This window comes from Microbacterium gubbeenense DSM 15944 (assembly GCF_000422745.1).
Lineage (GTDB): Bacteria > Actinomycetota > Actinomycetes > Actinomycetales > Microbacteriaceae > Microbacterium > Microbacterium gubbeenense.
This window is the reverse complement of sequence record NZ_AUGQ01000023.1, coordinates 12,831-30,046: the sequence shown is the minus strand read 5'-3', so window position 1 is coordinate 30,046 and position 17,216 is coordinate 12,831. Positions and strand designations below refer to the sequence as shown.

The window sequence follows — 17,216 nt, the reverse complement described above, 5'->3', positions numbered from 1 at the left end:
TGGGGTGTGTATCAGGACATGATCACCGCGTATCGGGAGACGGACCGCGGGCTGGGGAGGTTCTTCCTGCAGCACACGATCGACCGGATCTCCACGGGGGTGCCCGTGCAGCTGGTCGAGGTCCGCAAGCTCGCTCGTACGCTCAAGCAACGAGCCGCTGACGTCCTCGGCTATTTCGATCGGCCCGGGACCAGCAACGGCCCGACGGAGGCGATCAATGGCCGACTCGAGCATCTGCGCGGGATCGCGCTTGGGTTCCGGAACCTGAGGCACTACATCGACAGGAGTCTGCTCGAAGCCGGCGGTTTCAGACCTCGACTACACCCTCGTTCGTGAAGAGCCAGATATCGGTGGCGCCGTGTCGTCACGGCGAGGAGGAACGATGTCACAGACAGCCATCGGCATCGAGGTCGACGCGGAGGGTGCGCACCCCGCGGCGTGGCGGCACGCGGATCGGCCCGTAGCCGAACTCTTCACCCCGGGGAGGATCCGCGACCGCTTTCGCGCGTTCGACGCCTCACCGCTCGCCTTCGTCACCGTTCCGCAGCACCAGGGCCGCGATTCCTTTCCGGACGTGCAGGGACAGTTCGACGCGATCGAGCTCGCGACGTTCGCGGCGGCGGTCACCTCCCGGATCTCGATCGTGGCCGAGACGGTGGCCACCTTCGCTGAGCCCTTCCACCTCGCCGATCAGCTGAACAGCTTGGATTGGGCGGCGAAGGGGCGCGCCGGCTGGCTCGTGCGCACCGACACATCCCCGGACGTCGCCGCGGGCCGCGGCACGCGGGCACCGGGTGACGCGGCGGCATCGGCGCGGGAGATGCGCGACGTGATCCTCGCCGTGCGCCGGCTCTGGGACACGTGGGAGGACGAGATCCTCGCCAGCCGGCACGAGTCCGACGTCGCGGGCGACGCCCTCTCGGTGACGGGGCAGGGCCTGCTGCCGCGCCCGCCGCAGGGGCAGCTGCCCGTGTGGGCACCGGCGACCGAGCGCGCGGCGGCAGCGCTGATCGACGTCGCGCTCGTCTCGGGAGAGGCCCCGGAGCTCGTCGCGACGGGGGTCGCGCGCACCGTCGCCGACGTGGACATCGTGCTCGACGCCCGCGGAGAGCGCGCGGCCGATCGGCTGGCGCGCCTGGACGAGGCGACGCCGTGGCCCGAAAGCGATCGGATCCGCCTCGTCGGCGACGCCGATTCGGTCGCGGAGCGCCTCGCGGACCTCGCGGCGCACGTCGACGGGATCCGGTTGCGCCCCGCGGTTCTCGATGTCGACGTGCCGGTGCTCATCGAGGCGGTGGTCCCCGCGCTCCATCGGGCGGGCGTGCGTCTCGCGGGCGCACCCACCCAGCGCGAGCTGTTCCGGCTCGAGCGGCCGACCAACATCTTCACGGCCGCTTAGCCTCGACACCGCTAAGTTAGTGGCTATGGGTATTCGGGCCTTCGTGCTTCCTTTGGCCCTGGGCGTAGGCCTGCTCGCTGGCTGTTCCGGCACGAGTGAGCCACCTGCACCGACGACGACTCCCACCCCGACCGTGGCCGCGGAGCCGACGAATCTCGAGGAGCTCGCCCAGGCAGTGATGGCGGAGGGGCTCGTCGACATCGCAGCCTTCGCAGAGTTGGCGGGCACCCCGGATGCGCTCAGCCTGAGTCTCATGTGGAACGAGCTGCCCGCCCCGGATGATCAGCTTGCCGCCCTGTCCGAGGTCGAAGCCCGGATCGATGATCTTCTTGAGTTCCGCCCCGAGATGACGCAGATCGGTTTGTTATCGCTGGCCGAGGGCACGAAATTTGCGGGGATCACCACGGCTTACGACCCCGGCGACGAGGTGCTGCTCGCTCTGCTCGAAGCCACCGCTGACGCGCCGTGCACGGGGGCAGCGCTCGATCGTCTGGATCGTGGAGACGGGCCTCGGGCTCACGCCGAGTTCGAGTGTTCGGTCGAGGCTGACGACATTGTCGGTTTGGCTTCTGCATATGACGACGTCACCGCTGTCGGCGTCGATATCGACGGTGTCGACGACATCCGGTGGAACGTCTCCCTTGCAGGTCGGCCGACCACCGATGCTCTGTTGCGGTTGCAAGCCAGGCCGAGCGAGGGGCGTCAGGAACTCTTCGTCGACATGGCGACGATGGCCGCAGACGGCGATGCTGACGAGATCACCATCATCGACTCGGGCAGCAGTATTACCGTCTCCGGGTTCGCCGACGCTGAGCAGTCAGAACTGTGCGGCACGATGTACGACCACATCCTCGCGTCGGGCGTGGAGCGCGCCCGGGTGACGATGCAGCTGCACGAGTCGACGTCGGACGAAGACTGGGCCTGCTGGGCGCCACCACTGTCCTGACCCGAGGACCAACGGATGGATGTGGGGCTGGGTTCGTCCTGATCCGACGGCGCGGCACTCATCACGCGGGCAAACGATTCCTCCGGCTACCGCGCGGCGAGCTTCGCCGTCGCCATTGCGAGCGCCGCGATCGTCTCGGAGTCGGCGATCTCGCCCGTCGTCGACATTCCGAGGGCATCGGCGATCGGCACCCACCGGCTCTCGGTGATCCCTTCCTCGGCCCGGTGCGCGGCGGGATCAGCGGCGTGGCTGAGGCCGCGCGCGATGAAGACCGTCTCGCGCGCGTTGCAGACGCCGTTGAGGGCGCGCATGGCGCCCGCCCGGATCCATTCGCTCGCCTCGAGACCCGCCTCCTCGAGCAGTTCGCGCCGGGCCGCGACGAGCGGATCCTCGCCGTCGGTGCCGCCCGCGACGACCTCCCACGAAGATCCGACGGTGTAGCGATCGATGTGCACGAGGAGCACGCGCTCACGCTCGTCGAGAGCGACGACGAAAACGGCCTCGTGTCGCAGATCGACGACGCCGTAGATCCCCTCGGATCCGTCGGGCCGCACGACCTGATCCTCGCGCACGCGGATCCACGGGTTCTCGTACACGGTCTGGGAGCTCTTCGTCGTCCACGTCACGCTCCCATGCTCGCATTTCCCGGCGAGCCGGTACGATTCGGGGAACAGCTTCTTCCCTGCCACAAGGAACCCACATGTCTCGTCTTCGCCTGCGCCGCCTTGCGGCCGCCAGCCTCGCCGCCACCGCGCTGTTCGCTGTTTCCGCCTGCTCGTCCTCCGGTGAGGAGAGCGCCGGCGGCGACGAGACCATGAAGATCGGCGTGCTCCAGTTCGTGCAGCACCCGGCGCTGGACGCGGCGACCGAGGGCTTCAAGGAGGCGCTCGATGACGCCGGCGTCGACGTCGAGTACGACGACCAGAACGCCCAAGGCGAGGTGCCCAACACGAACACGATCGCGACGACGTTCGCGAGCGATGACCTCGACCTCGTGTTCACGGTGGCGACCCCGGCCGCACAGGCCGCGACCCAAGCGATCCTCGATACCCCCGTGCTGTTTACGGCCGTCACCGACGCCGAGGCGGCGGGGCTCGTCGACTCGAACGATGCGCCCGGCGCGAACGTCACCGGCACGAGCGACCTGAACCCGGTCGCGGATCAGCTCGCCCTTCTCGCCGAGATCGCGCCCGACGCGAAGACGGTCGGCGTCGTCTACAGCTCGGGCGAGGTGAACTCCGAGGTGCAGGTCGACCTCGCCAAGGAGGCCGCGGCCGACCTCGGCCTCACGATCAAGGAGGCCACGGTCTCGAACTCGTCCGAGGTGCAGCAGGCGACCCAGTCGCTCGGCGACGTCGATGCGATCTACGTGCCCACCGACAACACGGTCGTCTCGGGCATCGCGGCGCTGATCCAGGTCGCCGAGCAGAAGCAGATTCCGGTCGTCAGCGGCGACTCGGGCCCGGTCGACGGCGGTGCGATCGCCACGATCGGTATCGACTACACGAAGCTCGGCCACCAGACCGGCGAGATGGCGGCGAAGATCCTGCAGGACGGCGCCGACCCCGCCGAGATGGCCGTCGAGACGTCGAACGACGTCGAACTGATCATCAACCCCGCAGCGGCCGAGCGGATGGGCGTCGAACTGCCCGACTCCGTCACGGAGCGCGCGGACACCGTCGTCGAGTAATCGCTGATGATCGGAGCGTTCGAGCTCGGCCTCATCTATGGCGTGATGGCGCTCGGCGTCTACCTCACGTTCCGCGTGCTGCAGTTCCCCGACCTCACGGTCGACGGCAGCTTCACGACGGGCGCGGCTGTCGCCGCGGCGATGATCACGGCGGGGCAGAACCCGATCGTGGCGACCCTCGCAGCGGCCGGTGCGGGCCTCGTCGCAGGAATCGTCACGGGCGTGCTGCACACGAAGGGCCGCATCGACGGTCTGCTGGCCGGAATCCTCACGATGATCGCCCTGTGGTCGGTGAACCTGCGCATCATGGGCGGCCCCAACGTGACACTGCTGCGCGAGGAGACCGTGATGACGCCGTTGCGCGAGGCGGGCCTGCTCGGCAGTTCGTGGCTCGTCCCCGTCATCTTCTTCGTCGCGGTCATGATCCTGAAGCTCATCGTCGACTGGTTCCTCACGACCGACCTCGGGCTCGCGATCCAGGCGACGGGCAACAACAAGCAGATGATCCGCAGCCTCGGCACCGACACCGACGGCACGACGATCCTCACGCTCGCCCTCTCGAACGGGCTCGTCGGCCTCTGCGGCGCGCTCGTCGCCCAGTACCAGGGCTTCGCGGACATCAGCATGGGCATCGGCCTGATCCTGGTGGGCCTCGCGTCGGTGATCCTCGGCCAGGCGGTGATCGGCCAGCGCTTCATCTTCCTTGCGAGCCTCGCCGTCGTGGTCGGAGCCGTGATCTACCGCATCATCATCTTCGTCGCCCTGCAGGTGGGCCTCGACCCGAACGACATGAAGTTCATCACGGCGGCGCTCGTCGTGATCGCGCTGCTCCTGCCGCGCTGGGGCCTGCTGAAACGGATCCCCTCGTGGCGCGACCTGCGCGGCGGCCGCACGCGCGTGCCCGAAGCGAAGGGAACCTGACGATGCTTTCGATGGACGGCGTCAGCAAGACGTTCTTCCCCGGATCCGTGAACGAGCGCCGCGCGCTCGTCGACCTGGATCTGCGTCTCGACACGGGCGACTTCGTGACGGTGATCGGATCCAACGGCGCCGGCAAGTCGACGCTGCTCAACGCCGTCGCGGGGCGGATCCCGATCGACTCGGGCCGCATCGACATCGACGGCACGGCCGTGAACCGGCTCAAGGAGCACCGCCGGGCGAGGTACGTCGGGCGAGTGTTCCAGGATCCGATGGCGGGAACGGCCCCCGATCTCACGATCGAGCAGAACCTGTCCCTCGCCCTTCTGCGCGGGCGCCGACGCGGCCTCGCGCGCGGCGTGACGAAGAAGCGGCGCGTGCGGTTCGCCGACGAGCTCGCGACCCTTGAGCTCGGCCTCGAGAACCGTCTGAAGGCGAAGGTGGGGCTGCTCTCCGGCGGACAGCGGCAGGCGCTGTCGCTGCTGATGGCCGGATTCACGCACCCGCGCGTGCTGCTGCTCGACGAGCACACGGCGGCACTCGACCCGCAGCGCGCGGCGCTCGTGACGACGCTCACCGGGCGGATCGTCGAGCAGGGCGGGCTGACCACGGTGATGGTCACGCACAACATGCAGCAGGCGATCGCGCTCGGCAACCGGCTGATCATGATGCACGAGGGCCGCATTGTGTTCTCAGCCGATGAGCAGACGAAGAAGACCCTAACGGTCGAGGCTCTGATGGCCGAGTTCGGCAAGATCAAGGGCGCGACGTTCGACGACCGCGCCATGCTCGGCTGAGCCTCGGCGCGCGCCCGCCGAGGAATAGACTCGGCAAGTGGCAGACCTCGACACCCTCACGCTGATCCTCCTGATCCTGGCGGGCCTCGCGGCGGGGTGGGTGGATGCCGTCGTCGGCGGCGGAGGGCTGATCCAGCTGCCCGCGATGATGCTCGTGCCGGGCATCACGCCGGTGCAGGCCCTCGCGACCAACAAGATCGCGAGTGTGATGGGCACGTCGGTCGCCGCGGTGACGTACACCCGCCGCGTGAAGACCGACATGAGAACCGCGCTTCCGCTGGCGGGCATGGCGTTCCTCGGCGCGATCGTCGGGGCGGTCATCGCGACGTATATTCCTGAAGAGGCATTTACGCCGATCCTGCTCGTCGTGCTCATCGTCGTCGGGGCATTCACGGTATTCAAGCCGCAGATGGGCGTGCATACGAAAAAGCGCTGGCACGGGGCGAAGCACGTGCTCGCCGCGGCCGCGATCGGGCTGCTCGTCGGAACGTACGACGGCGCGCTCGGCCCAGGGACCGGATCCTTCTTCGTGATCCTGCTGGTCGCCGTGCTCGGCTACGCGTTCATGCCGGCGACCGCCCTCGGCAAGATCGCGAACCTCTGCACGAACGTCGGCGCGCTGCTGTTCTTCATCCCGACCGGGCACGTGCTGTGGGGCATCGGGCTGACGGTCGGCGCCGCGAACCTCGTCGGCGGCTACCTCGGCGCCCGAATGGCGGTGTCCAAGGGCAGTCGCTTCGTGCGGATCGTGTTCATCGTCGTGGTCGCCGCCCTCATCGTGAAGTTCAGCTTCGATGTGTTCTCCTAGCCGTTCATTGGCGACTTCTCATGCACGCCGGTTGACGCGCAACTACCCTCGAAGACATGGGTGAGAACAGGCGTCCGAGGAGCGTATTCGGCGGACTGAAGCGCGCCTTTTGGAACGACCCCGCCCGGCGCCACATGACAGAGCAGATGCCGATCATCGACGACCGTCTGGCGCAGAGCATCATCGACCTAGCGATGCGCGTGGCCGAGGTGATGCTGTCGATCGGCGCGAGCGCGAAGGAGGTCACGCTGGCCGCCCTGCGCATCACGACCGCGTACGGGCTCAAGAGCGTGCACGTGAACGTGACGTTCAACTCGGTGATGCTGTCGGACCACCGCAACGGCACGGGGGATCCGATCACGCTCATGCAGGTCGTGCGGTCGGCGGCGCCCGACCATGCGAAGCTGCAGCGATTGCAGGCGCTCGTGAACGAGATCGAGTCGGGGCTGCCGCTGCACGACGCGATCACCGACTTCCATAAGACGCGGCGCATCCCGTTCATGTACGGCGACGCCGTCGTGATCTTCGTACAGGGGCTGCTCGGCGTGGCGGTCGCGCTGATGTACGGCGCGGGACCGGTCACGCTGGTGCTGGTGCTCATCGCGGCGCTGATGGTCGCGCTCGCCCAGTACGGGCTGGGGCGGCTGCGGATCCCGCTCTTCTTCCTGCAGGCGGCCGGAGGGCTCGTGCTGGTCGCGTTCGCCGCGATCATCGCCGCGGCACGTGCGGCCGGGATCGAGATGTTCGACGGCGTGCGCCCGAGCGTGGTCGTCGCCTCGGGGATCGTCATGATGCTCGCGGGCCTCGCGGTGGTCGGCGCGGCGCAGGACGCGATCGACGGCTTCTCGCTGACCGCAGGCGGACGAATACTCGATATCGCCGTCATGACGATGGGCCTCGTCGTCGGCATCGTCACCGGCCTCGAGATCGCGCGGCAGATGGGCTACGGCCTCGAGATGCCGGCGTCGATCGCGTTCGGGCCGCCGCTCGGGCACCTCGCGGGGGCCATGCTCATCGCGGCGGCTGTCGCGGTGCTGAACGGTTCAGGCCTGCGAATCATCGTGTCGAGCACGATCCTCGGGGCGGCCGCGTGGGCCGGGTGGTACGTGCTCGCGACGCTATCCGGGGCGCCGCACGCGAGCGCCGTGTTCGGCGGCGCGCTCGTCGCGAGCTTCGTCGGATCCGTGATCGCCGACCGATTGTCCGTCCCGTCGATCGCGGTGACGACGGCCGCGATGATCCCTATGGTGCCGGGCACCGCGGTGTTCCAGGGCCTTCTCGGCTTCGTGAGCGCCCAAGCGGATCCCGCCCAGTTCTTGGTGGCCTTCGACTCGCTGTTCACGGCGGGCCTGACCGGCATCGCGCTGGCGGCCGGCGCAACGCTCGGACTCATGATCGGCAGCCCGCTGCGGCTGCGCCTCGGCGGCCGCAAGGTGCTGATGCGCGCGAAGGCTCGACCGGTGTCGGCGGCGGGCGGCACGGCCGCGTTCGAGATCGTGCGCACGGAGCCGGAGGACCCGATCGCCGCCGAGTACGACGACCCGCACCCGCTCACGAAGCCCAACGAACCGGAGGAGTGATCTTCGGAAGGTGCCGGGTTGACGTTATGTGGGCTCATAACGACAATCGGGCACTCGGGAACGATTACGCGAGCGCCGACGCGAGGCGCTCGAGGGACGGCAGGCCGATCAGTTCGTCGATGAGTGGGATCCGCGTGATGGGCGCGCCGAGGTCGAGCGCCTCGAGCAGGGCGTCCTCGCGCGACCGGCGCAGGGGCATGAGGTCTGCGGGAGAGAGCCGGTTGGCGACGACGCCGATGAGCGGAACGCCGAGCTCGGCGAGCTGCGATGCCACCTCGCGACTCTCGGCGATGGGCATCGGCTCGGCGACGGTGACGATCACGAACCCCGTGCGGCGCGGATCCGCGAGGCTGTCGCGCATGAGCGAGAAGCGGGCTTTGCGACGCAGCAGCATGCGGCGCAGTTCGGCGTCGCGGTCGGAGGTGTCCTTCGTGCCGCCGAGCGAGCCGTAGGCGACGGCATAGCGCTCGGAGCGGTCTCGGTTCGCGAGCAGCTTCTCGGTCCAGCCGGTCATCTGCTCGGGCATCGCGAGCAGGTGCAGCGTGTGGCCGGAGGGGGCGGTGTCGAACACGACGAGGTCGTAGGAGTCGAGGCCGGCCTCGAGGGTCTCGGCGACGCGCTCGAGCACGGCCGCCTCGTGCGTGCCGGGGGCGTCTCGGGCCGACTCGAGGTGATCCCGCGCGGCACGGTGGAGGTTCTCGGGGAGCAGGCGGGTCATCGTCTCGGCGACAGCCGAGAGGTGCGCGTCGACGGTGCGCGCGGGATCGATCTCGACGCCGTCGACGCGGCCCTCGTCTCCCTCCCACAGGGTGACGGCGTCGTCTCCGACGCGCGTCTCCCAGAGGTGACCGAGGTTGTGCGCGGGATCCGTCGACACGACGAGCACACGGGATCCCCGCCGCGCGTGCGCGAGCGCGAGCGACGACGCGACTGACGTCTTGCCGACGCCGCCCTTGCCGCCGACGAAGATCGCGCGGCGCTCGCCGGTAGCGATCAGGAGGTCGCTCACGCGGCGACCCCGATCGGCGTCGCGGGCATCAGCAGCACGAGATGTGGTCCAGGGGACTGCGCTCCATTCCGGCGCGCTGATGCCAGTCGTGGAAGTCTTCGTAGACGGCTGGCAGCAGCTCGGCGGTGTAGTAGGCGGCGGGGTCGGGCACGCCGAGGGATTCGGCGAGTACCACGAGCATGAAGTGGTCGTCCTCGTCGCGCTGGGACCGTGCGAACGTGCGACGGTACGGGCCCGTATAGAAGTCGCTCAATCCTTGCGAAAAGGCGGCCCAGCGCGACGAGAACGACATGGCTACTTCACCATCGGCACGCGTCCGGTGAGGTGATCCGTCACGTCGGCATCCTCTTGCTCGGGCGGTTCGTTCGCGGCCCGTCGCATTGCGGCGGTCCCTTCGATCCCGACCCAGACGGTGGCGATGACGATGATGATGTCGAGCACGAGCAGCAGCCAGTTCGTGTCCTCACCGCCATTCCAGAACGTGCCGAGCTGGATGATCGCCGCCCAGAAGGCGGCGATGAACACCAGCACGAGCGGGACCAGTGCCACGAAGTAGTTGCGGCGCTTGCGGATCAGCATGATCGACACGATGATCAGCGTGAGCGAGGCCAGCAGCTGGTTCGTCGTGCCGAACAGCGGCCAGATCGTGAGGCCGCCGGATCCGTCGACGCCCTGGCTGAACACGAGCGCCATGCAGAGGATGAGCGTAACGAGCGTGGCGACGATGTTGTTCAGCTTGAAGCCGATGACTTCCGCGGCCTCCTGGAACACGAAACGCAGGAGGCGCACGCCGGTGTCCATGGTGGTCGCCGCGAACAGCACGGCCATCGTGGCGAGAACGGTTGCGGATAGCGATTGGGGAAGGCCGAGGCCCATCTCGATGATGTTGCCGCCGCCTTCGACGAACGCGTTGACGCCGCCATCGTTGAACGCGGAGTAGATCTCCTCCCAGCGTGCCACCGAGCTGATGCCCGCCGTCGTGGCGATGATAGCGCCGAGCGCGAGCAGGCCCTCACCGACGGCGCCGAAATAGCCCACGAAGCGTGCGTCGGGCTCTTTGTCGAGCTGCTTGGACGTGGTGCCGCTGGCGACGGCGCCGTGGAAACCGCTGATCGCGCCGCACGCGATCGTGACGAACAGCAGCGGCCAGATCGCGGGCGTGCCTTCGGGCACCGCGGTGTTGATCGCGGGTGCAACAAAACTGTTTCCGAAGACCAGGCCGGCCACGAGGGTGCCGATGAAGAGGACCCCGAGCCCGACGAAGAGCTGCACGCCGTTGATGTAGTCGCGCGGCTGCAACAGCAGCCACACCGGAAGCAGCGACGCGACGCCGGCGTAGACGAACAGGACGACGATCCAGAACGTTCCGGGGCTCATGCCGAGGATCTGCTCGGGAAGCACGACGGGGAAGCGGTCGCCCATCCAAATGAGCGCGTACAGTGTGGCGACGCCGATGATCGTGACGACCGACAGGTTCCAGCGCAGCTTGTAGACGGCGAGGCCGACGAGCACGGCGAGGGGGATCGCGCCCCAGGCGGGGATCACGGTGGAGGGGCTTGCGATCAGCAGATCCTTGATGACGACGGCGAAGGCCGCGATGACCATGAGCAGCAGGAGGCCGATGACGAGCAGGAACACATACGAGCCGCGCTTGCCGATGTACCGCGCGGCGAGGGCGCCGATAGACCGGCCCTTGTTGCGCTCGGATGCCCACAGGGCGCCGAGGTCGTGCATGCCCGCGAAGAACACCGTGCCGATCGTGACCCAGAGGAAGGCGGGGAGCCAGCCCCAGATGACGGCGACGGCGGGGCCGACGATGGGCGCGGCGCCGGCGACGGAGGTGAAGTGGTGCCCCCAGAGCACGAACTTGTTCGTCGGGACGTGGTCGACGCCGTCGTTCTTCTCGTGAGCGGGCGTGCGAAAGGCGGGGTCGAGCTTGAGGACCCGTTTTCCGAGGTACTTGGAGTACACGAAGTATCCGGCGGCGAAGATCGCGAGTCCGATCACCAGCAGAAGTACTGAGTCCATGGCGTTGTCCTTTTGTCGTCTTTGACGCTGAGGCTGATTCTGCCGACGCGACGTTCTGCCAACCTATCGCAGACGGGGGTCGCGCTCAGCAACGATTCGGTGACCGGCTACGCTGGCCCCATGACGCGGATCCTCCTGCTGAACGGCCCGAACCTCAACCTCCTCGGCACGCGCGCACCCGAGATGTACGGCACGACGACGCTCGCCGATGTCGAAGGGATCGCGCGGGAGGCCGCGGAGGCGCAGGACATCGAGATCCGCGCGGTGCAGTCGAACTCCGAGGGATCCCTCGTGGACGCAATCCATGCGGCGCGCGAGGACTGCGATGCGGTCGTCATCAACGCGGGCGCGTACACGCACACCTCGATCGCGATCCGCGACGCGCTCGAGGCGGTCGAACTGCCGTTCGCCGAGGTGCACATCTCGAATGTTTACGCGCGCGAGGAGTTTCGGCACCATTCGTACCTCAGCGGGCTGGCGAGCTGCGTCATTGCGGGAGCGGGAATTCAGGGATACGCGTTCGCGGTGCACCGCCTCGCGGCGATCATCTAGACCGAACAGAAAAGGCGGGATCCCCGTGGGGACCCCGCCTTTTTCGTGACGTCCTACGCGTCGGGCGTCGAAATCGCCTCGTCGGCGACCCAGAGCTCGTCTTCGGCGCTGAGTGCCTTCCACGCGACGACGAAGATGCCGACTGCGGCGGCGATTCCGAGGATCGCGGCGATGACGGCGCCGGCCGAGGTCTTCTTCTTCGGGGGCTCGACGACGAGGGTGCGCTTGCCGAGCTTCGCGGCCGTGGCGTCGTACGCGCCCGCGGCGCGACCGATCACCGAGCCGGCGGCCGGGATGACGCTCTTGTCGAAGAACTTCTTGCCGCGGCTGTAGCCGTCGCGCACGTAGGGTGCTGCGCGATCCACGTACGGCTCGACGTACTCTTCGTACTTCTTCTTCGCTTCGGGAGCGATGATCTCGCGGTTGATCTGCTGCAGCTGGCGACCAGCGGCGCGCGCAACTTCGGCGGCTTCGGCCGCGACCTCGCGCTGCGCCTGCATGACGTTATCGGCCGCACCCTGCAGCTTGCGGAGTTCCTTCTTGCGCTTCTTGCTGAGGCTGACGCTCACTGGTGTGCCCTTCCGCCGAGGTATGTTTCTGTCCCCATACTGCCATGCACTTGCCCGATGCGGCGATGTATTGGGGGATGTCTGAAAGAATGGACACATGACTCAGCACACGGCCGTCGCAACCGTTCACACGAACCACGGCGACATCGTCATCAACCTCTTCGGCGACCAGGCACCCGTCACGGTCGACAATTTCATCGGTCTCGCGACGGGCGAGAAGGAGTGGACCGACCCGCGCACGGGCGAGAAGGGCGATGGTCCGCTCTACCAGGACATCGTCTTCCACCGCATCATCCCGGGCTTCATGATCCAGGGCGGCGACCCGCTCGGACAGGGCATCGGCGGTCCGGGCTACAACTTCGACGACGAGATCAACCCGGAACTCAACTTCAACGAGCCCTTCATCCTCGCGATGGCGAACGCGGGCAAGCGCCCGAACTCGTTCGGCGGCATGAGCGGAACCAACGGATCGCAGTTCTTCATCACGACCGACCCGACTCCGTGGCTGCAGGGCAAGCACACGATCTTCGGCGCCGTGGCGGACGAAGACTCGAAGAAGGTCGTCGCCGCGATCGCGGGCGTCGCGACGGGCGCGAACGACCGTCCGACCGAAGACGTCGTCCTCAGCTCGATCGACATCGAAAAGCTGTGACACCCGGCACGAAGCTCTGCCAGAACAGGATCCGCCCGCAGTGACGTCGTCGTACTCTCAGAACCCCGACAACTACTGCTACAGGCATCCTGATCGGCAGAGCTTCGTGCTGTGTCAGCGCTGCACGCGCACGATCTGCCCCGAGTGCATGACGCAGGCCTCGGTCGGCCACATCTGCCCGGAGTGCATCAAGGAGCAGAAGAAGAGCCGCACGCCGGCGCAGAAGCGCGCGGCGCGGCGCTGGGGGCGCGGATCCGCGGCCGCCGTTTCGTACGGTGCGGGCGGGTCGCGCATGACGACGGCGATCTTCATCGTCACGGCGGTCGTCTACCTGCTGCAGATGCTCGGCCGCGTGGTGCCGGGCCTCGACGTGCAGGGCTGGCTGCTGTTCTGGGCTCCGTATCTCTATCCGGAGATCACCGGCACGTTCGAGCCGTGGCGCATTCTCACGGCCGCGGTCGTGCACTCCGGCTTCTGGCACGTCGGACTCAACATGCTCACGCTCTGGATGGTCGGGCGGTCGCTCGAGCCGATGATGGGCTCGGGACGCTTCCTCGCGACGTATCTGCTGAGCGCTGCGGGCGGATCCGCCGCCGTCGCGGTACTCGGGTTCAGCACGCCGGTCGTGGGAGCCTCGGGGGCTGTGTTCGGGCTCTTCGGCGCCCTCCTGGTGATCGGCAGGTCGCTCGGCGCAAAGATGACCGGGCTGTACATCGTGCTGGGCATCAACCTCGTGCTCGGATTCGTTCGAGCGGGTCAGATCTCCTGGCAGGCGCACGTCGGCGGGCTCATCGTCGGCGCGATCGTCGGCTTCGTCCTCGTGCGCACTCGTCGCCCGAAGCAGAAGAAGCTCCAGATCGCCCTGCTGTGCGCGGTCGGCGTCGGGATCGCGGCGGTGTTCTTGCTGCCCGCATTCGGGCTCGCGCTCTCGCTCTGATGGGGCGGGGTGCGGCCCGCCGGTTGCCCGCGTGCAGCGCCCTTCTCGGCTGAATCAGCGGTAGTCGGCAAACACCTTCTGCTGGGCGCCGTCGAGCACGATGCGTCCTCCGTAGGGCACGATCCACTGTGGTCGCGTATGCCCGAACGGCACGCCGACACAGATGACGGCATCCGGGTTGTACCGACGCACGGTCTCGATGGCGACGTCGCGTTGTGCGTTTCGCAGAGCCTGCGACTCGGCGGCCGAGGGCCGGAAATCGAAGTCACTGACGGGCGGACGCGCGACCATCACGCCGGCGACCGCGGCCAGGAGGCCGCGCTCACCAAGGCCGCGCAGCCAACGAGCCACCCAACTTGCGGGCGGACGCTCTTCGCTGGTCTCCACGATCAGGATCACGCCCTCGAGCTCCTCGGCTGTTGGGACGCGGTCCGCCAGCGCGAGCTCGTCGATCACCTCGAGGCATCCGCCCCAGGTGCGTCCCTCGACCCGCACCGGAGGGCCGGCCCAGCTCCAGGCGTCGGTCGGTGTGCGATCACCGTGCTCCGTGAGCGCGAGAGGATCGTCCCAGCGCCGCCCGACGTCTTCGGACTCGCCCGGTTCGGTCAGTTCGATCTCGCCGCCGTCGACGAGAGCCGCGCGCAGTGAGCGCAGGTGGATGTCGTCGACGCTCGATCCTGGACCCAGATGCACCGCCGTGGAGCCGCCGTAGAAACCGGGGATGCCGAGAGCCCACAGCCAGTTCAGGATGTTGGTGTTGTCGCTGTATCCGATGAAGGGTTTCGGATCGGCCTGCGCAAGCCGTGCGTCAAGATGCGGCGTGACAAGGATCTGGTCGTCGCCACCGATCGTTGCGAGGATCGCGCGGATGCTCGGATCGGCGAACGCTGCATTTACGTCAGCTGCCCGTGCTTCCGGGGTCGCACCCAACTCCCGTGTCGTCGCGTACTCCACCGGGATAAGACCGGTGAGCTCCGTGAGACGCGTCATCGCCTGCTCGTGCAGCTCCGAAGCGACGGCAGGGGCGGCGAACGCCGGAGAGAGGACCGCGACACGGTCACCGGTGGCCAGTTTGGGCAGAATCTGCATCGGTCCACTTTAGAGGGCGCCGCCATCGTGGGGTGAAGCGCCGTCGCGCGTCTTTTCGCGGTTGTGGCCGGAGTTATCCACAGTCTGACGCGAGTTGTCCACATCGGGAGGGTGTTCATTCACCGTTCAATGCCAGTTGTGCACACCGTTCTCCACGAAAATGGACCAGTTTTCCAGGGTTATCCACAGATCTATCCCCAGCTGGGGAGAATCACACGTGTGTTATTCACACCTGGGGAGCGATCTGTGGAGAATTACACCGGTGTAACTCATGCGCCGAGAGCGTCCCTCGTTGAGAGGCGTGAGCCTCACGGTGGCCCTGTCGTGGGCGCTCACGCCATCCAGATTGAGGCGCGCGGCGGGTGGCGACCCGTGGCAATCGGGAACTGTGTGCTGTCCGTGGGCCCTGGGCCGTGGCACGGCGCGCGAGCCGTGGGCAGGTTGTCCGGCAGCTGCGAACCGTGTGCTGTGCACCGCGTTCCATTGACGATGAACCGTGAGCGCCTTCGTTCCGGGGGCCGCGAACCATCAGTCCGGCGGTGCGTCGGTGGACGGGCCGGGCATCCACGGCGGTGGTCCGTAGGGCTCGTCGTCTCCGCCCGACCAGATTTCTGCCGAGCGCGTCCGATTGATCGAGCGTGGTGGCGGGTCAACGGTGGTCGGGCCACTCGTCGTCGGCTCAGGTGCCCCCGGAGCCGGTGGCGGTCCGACGTCGGCCGCCATGCCGGCCGGTGTCTCGGCCGATGACTCGGCGTGTGCGGAGTTCTCGCCCGGGGCCTCCGGCGAGTTTCGGAAGTAGACGCGGCTCTCGGGTTGGTGCTGGTAGGTGCGGCCCGTGGGGCTGGTCCACTCGATGACGCCGCCCGGGAGTTGCCGCATGCCCCATCCGGACTGGTGCTTCATCACGTGGTGGCCCTCGCACAGGCACGCCAGATTCGACAGCGTTGTCTTCCCGCCGCGCGCGTAGTCGTGCGTGTGATCGATGTCGGCCTTGCGCGCCGGCGTCGTACACCCCGGGAACCGGCAGGTGAGATCGCGACCGATTAGAGATCGCCGCTGCGCCGACGACGGCCGGTAGTGGTCGACATACTCGATAACACCCGTGCGTTCTCGGATGAATAGACGCTCCCACCCTGGGGTGCGCCCCGCGACCTTCCTGGCCGTGTCTGGTGCGAGAAGCGACCCGGAATCGAGCCACGCCGACCCTGCACCGCGAGTGCGTTCGCTGTCGCGGCCCGGATCGATGATCATGCTCGCCGGGATCGTGACCTGCACGCTCGCCGTCACATTCTCGAGCGTGCGTTCGCCACCGGCCGTGTAGAGATCGTGCCCCGTCGGGGTCGCCCCGAGGAACAGGTCGGTGAGGATGTCGGTGCGCAGCTGGTCCAGCGTGCGGTGATCAGTCACCGCGACAGCCTCGCCGTCGAGTTTCGCACCATCGAATTCATCGCCATTGCCCGCATCGCGCCCCGCGCCCCGAACCCGCGCACAAACGCACTCCGCGGCCCCGCAGCACTCCTCGACCGGGTGCCCGGCCAGCCGCCGCCACCTCGCCCGCGTCTTCGTGCGATCCGACTTCACGACCTTCGCCAACGCCGTCGACCGGTCATAGATCGCATGCGCCTCGAACGTCGGCAAATACATCACCAACCGGCTCATCGCATCATCCAGATCCGTCACCGACACGAACCGGCGCTTCCGCTCCCGCTCGTGCCGCTCACCGAGTGACGACGCCGCGATCTCCGCCGCCCGCTTGCGCACGATCTTCGCCATATCCCCCGGCGTGCGCTCCTCCGCGAGCACCGCCGCATCACCATCGAGCAGACCCCGCACCCCGATATCGATCTTCCGACCCGCCTCACAGATCACCCGTGCATGCCGGGCCGAGATCCGCCCCGCGGCCAGCGCCTCGTGGGTCTGCGGGAAGTCGGCCGTGAGGACCTCGGCCTCCTCGAGCGCGTTCTTCGCCGCCACCGGATGCGTTCGCGTCACCGCCGCGACCTCGGCCGCCATCGCCCGCCGTGCGTAATCGACCCCATCCGGGTTCATCGACCGCGCCCCCTCGGCGTGCGCGATCGCCGCCAACTCCGCGACCACCGCCGCCTTCCGCCCCTCGGCCCGTGCGATCATCCGATCGAGATCAGCGAGCTCGCCCACGAGCTGCCCCGCCCGCGCACGCTCGGCGCCCGTGAGCCCCTCAATCCGTGTCGCGATGCGTTCCTGATCCATAAGACCACGCTAG

The 17,216-nt window shown here is 67.8% G+C and carries 18 protein-coding genes; 11 read left to right on the top strand and 7 right to left on the bottom strand.

Translation table 11 applies throughout. The features are described from left to right. The 3 genes from G510_RS0111415 to G510_RS0111405 all read left to right on the top strand — a co-directional run. On the top strand, positions 1–336 hold a 336-nt coding region (locus G510_RS0111415; RefSeq protein ID WP_029153730.1), incomplete at its 5' end, for a transposase. A 46-nt stretch (positions 337–382) separates the two neighbouring features. Continuing rightward, a complete protein-coding gene (locus tag G510_RS16640; RefSeq protein WP_036323008.1) occupies positions 383–1,399 on the top strand; it encodes an LLM class flavin-dependent oxidoreductase in 1,017 nt (338 codons plus the stop codon). A gap of 25 nt (positions 1,400–1,424) precedes the next feature. Then, a complete protein-coding gene (locus tag G510_RS0111405) occupies positions 1,425–2,345 on the top strand; it encodes a hypothetical protein (protein WP_157560570.1) in 921 nt (306 codons plus the stop codon). Positions 2,346–2,431: 86 nt separating this feature from the next. Here G510_RS0111405 and G510_RS0111400 read toward each other — a convergent pair whose 3' ends face one another. Beyond that, entirely contained in the window at positions 2,432–2,971 is a 540-nt protein-coding gene (locus G510_RS0111400; RefSeq protein ID WP_029153728.1) for an NUDIX domain-containing protein, read from the bottom strand. 74 nt (positions 2,972–3,045) lie between these two features. Between G510_RS0111400 and G510_RS0111395 the strand changes: the two genes are divergently transcribed. The 5 genes from G510_RS0111395 to G510_RS16630 all read left to right on the top strand — a co-directional run bounded on the left by G510_RS0111395 (position 3,046) and on the right by G510_RS16630 (position 8,138). Beyond that, the gene (locus G510_RS0111395; protein WP_051216702.1) at positions 3,046–4,035 is read left to right on the top strand and encodes an ABC transporter substrate-binding protein; all 990 of its coding nucleotides are present in this window, start codon (positions 3,046–3,048) and stop codon (positions 4,033–4,035) included. A gap of 6 nt (positions 4,036–4,041) precedes the next feature. Continuing rightward, positions 4,042–4,956, top strand: a complete 915-nt coding sequence (locus G510_RS16635) for an ABC transporter permease (protein ID WP_051216701.1) — start codon at positions 4,042–4,044, stop codon at positions 4,954–4,956. Between the two features lie 2 nt (positions 4,957–4,958). Further along, positions 4,959–5,750, top strand: a complete 792-nt coding sequence (locus G510_RS0111385; RefSeq protein ID WP_029153726.1) for an ABC transporter ATP-binding protein — start codon at positions 4,959–4,961, stop codon at positions 5,748–5,750. A 37-nt stretch (positions 5,751–5,787) separates the two neighbouring features. Beyond that, positions 5,788–6,558, top strand: a complete 771-nt coding sequence (locus tag G510_RS0111380) for a TSUP family transporter (protein ID WP_029153725.1) — start codon at positions 5,788–5,790, stop codon at positions 6,556–6,558. Between the two features lie 134 nt (positions 6,559–6,692). Next, complete coding sequence (locus G510_RS16630; protein WP_084644338.1) at positions 6,693–8,138, top strand: threonine/serine exporter family protein; 1,446 nt, start codon at positions 6,693–6,695, stop codon at positions 8,136–8,138. 64 nt (positions 8,139–8,202) lie between these two features. Here the strand turns inward: G510_RS16630 and G510_RS0111370 are convergent, their stop codons facing one another. Genes G510_RS0111370 through G510_RS0111360 form a run of 3 tightly spaced genes read right to left on the bottom strand, consistent with a single transcriptional unit; the run spans position 8,203 to position 11,175 of the window. Beyond that, positions 8,203–9,147 carry an ArsA family ATPase gene (locus G510_RS0111370; RefSeq protein WP_029153724.1) on the bottom strand — a complete coding sequence of 315 codons (945 nt, stop codon included), beginning with the start codon at positions 9,145–9,147 and terminating at the stop codon, positions 8,203–8,205. Between the two features lie 28 nt (positions 9,148–9,175). Further along, a complete protein-coding gene (locus G510_RS0111365; RefSeq protein WP_425411294.1) occupies positions 9,176–9,400 on the bottom strand; it encodes a cory-CC-star protein in 225 nt (74 codons plus the stop codon). Positions 9,401–9,441: 41 nt separating this feature from the next. Next, on the bottom strand, positions 9,442–11,175 hold the full coding sequence (locus tag G510_RS0111360; protein ID WP_029153722.1) for a carbon starvation CstA family protein: 1,734 nt from the start codon (positions 11,173–11,175) through the stop codon (positions 9,442–9,444). 120 nt (positions 11,176–11,295) lie between these two features. On the opposite strand from G510_RS0111360, the gene aroQ reads away from it, so the two are divergent. Continuing rightward, a complete protein-coding gene (aroQ, locus tag G510_RS0111355; RefSeq protein WP_029153721.1) occupies positions 11,296–11,727 on the top strand; it encodes a type II 3-dehydroquinate dehydratase in 432 nt (143 codons plus the stop codon). A gap of 53 nt (positions 11,728–11,780) precedes the next feature. On the opposite strand, the gene G510_RS0111350 is transcribed toward aroQ, so the two are convergent. Beyond that, complete coding sequence (locus G510_RS0111350; protein ID WP_036323002.1) at positions 11,781–12,296, bottom strand: hypothetical protein; 516 nt, start codon at positions 12,294–12,296, stop codon at positions 11,781–11,783. Positions 12,297–12,393: 97 nt separating this feature from the next. Here G510_RS0111350 and G510_RS0111345 point away from each other — a divergent pair, with 97 nt between their 5' ends. Continuing rightward, positions 12,394–12,948, top strand: a complete 555-nt coding sequence (locus G510_RS0111345; protein ID WP_029153719.1) for a peptidylprolyl isomerase — start codon at positions 12,394–12,396, stop codon at positions 12,946–12,948. Between the two features lie 148 nt (positions 12,949–13,096). Beyond that, positions 13,097–13,885 carry a rhomboid family intramembrane serine protease gene (locus G510_RS0111340; RefSeq protein WP_084644337.1) on the top strand — a complete coding sequence of 263 codons (789 nt, stop codon included), beginning with the start codon at positions 13,097–13,099 and terminating at the stop codon, positions 13,883–13,885. A 54-nt stretch (positions 13,886–13,939) separates the two neighbouring features. Here G510_RS0111340 and G510_RS0111335 read toward each other — a convergent pair whose 3' ends face one another. After that, a complete protein-coding gene (locus G510_RS0111335) occupies positions 13,940–14,974 on the bottom strand; it encodes a S66 family peptidase (protein WP_029153717.1) in 1,035 nt (344 codons plus the stop codon). A gap of 528 nt (positions 14,975–15,502) precedes the next feature. Further along, positions 15,503–17,203 carry an HNH endonuclease signature motif containing protein gene (locus G510_RS0111330; protein WP_029153716.1) on the bottom strand — a complete coding sequence of 567 codons (1,701 nt, stop codon included), beginning with the start codon at positions 17,201–17,203 and terminating at the stop codon, positions 15,503–15,505. Positions 17,204–17,216 lie beyond the last annotated feature (13 nt).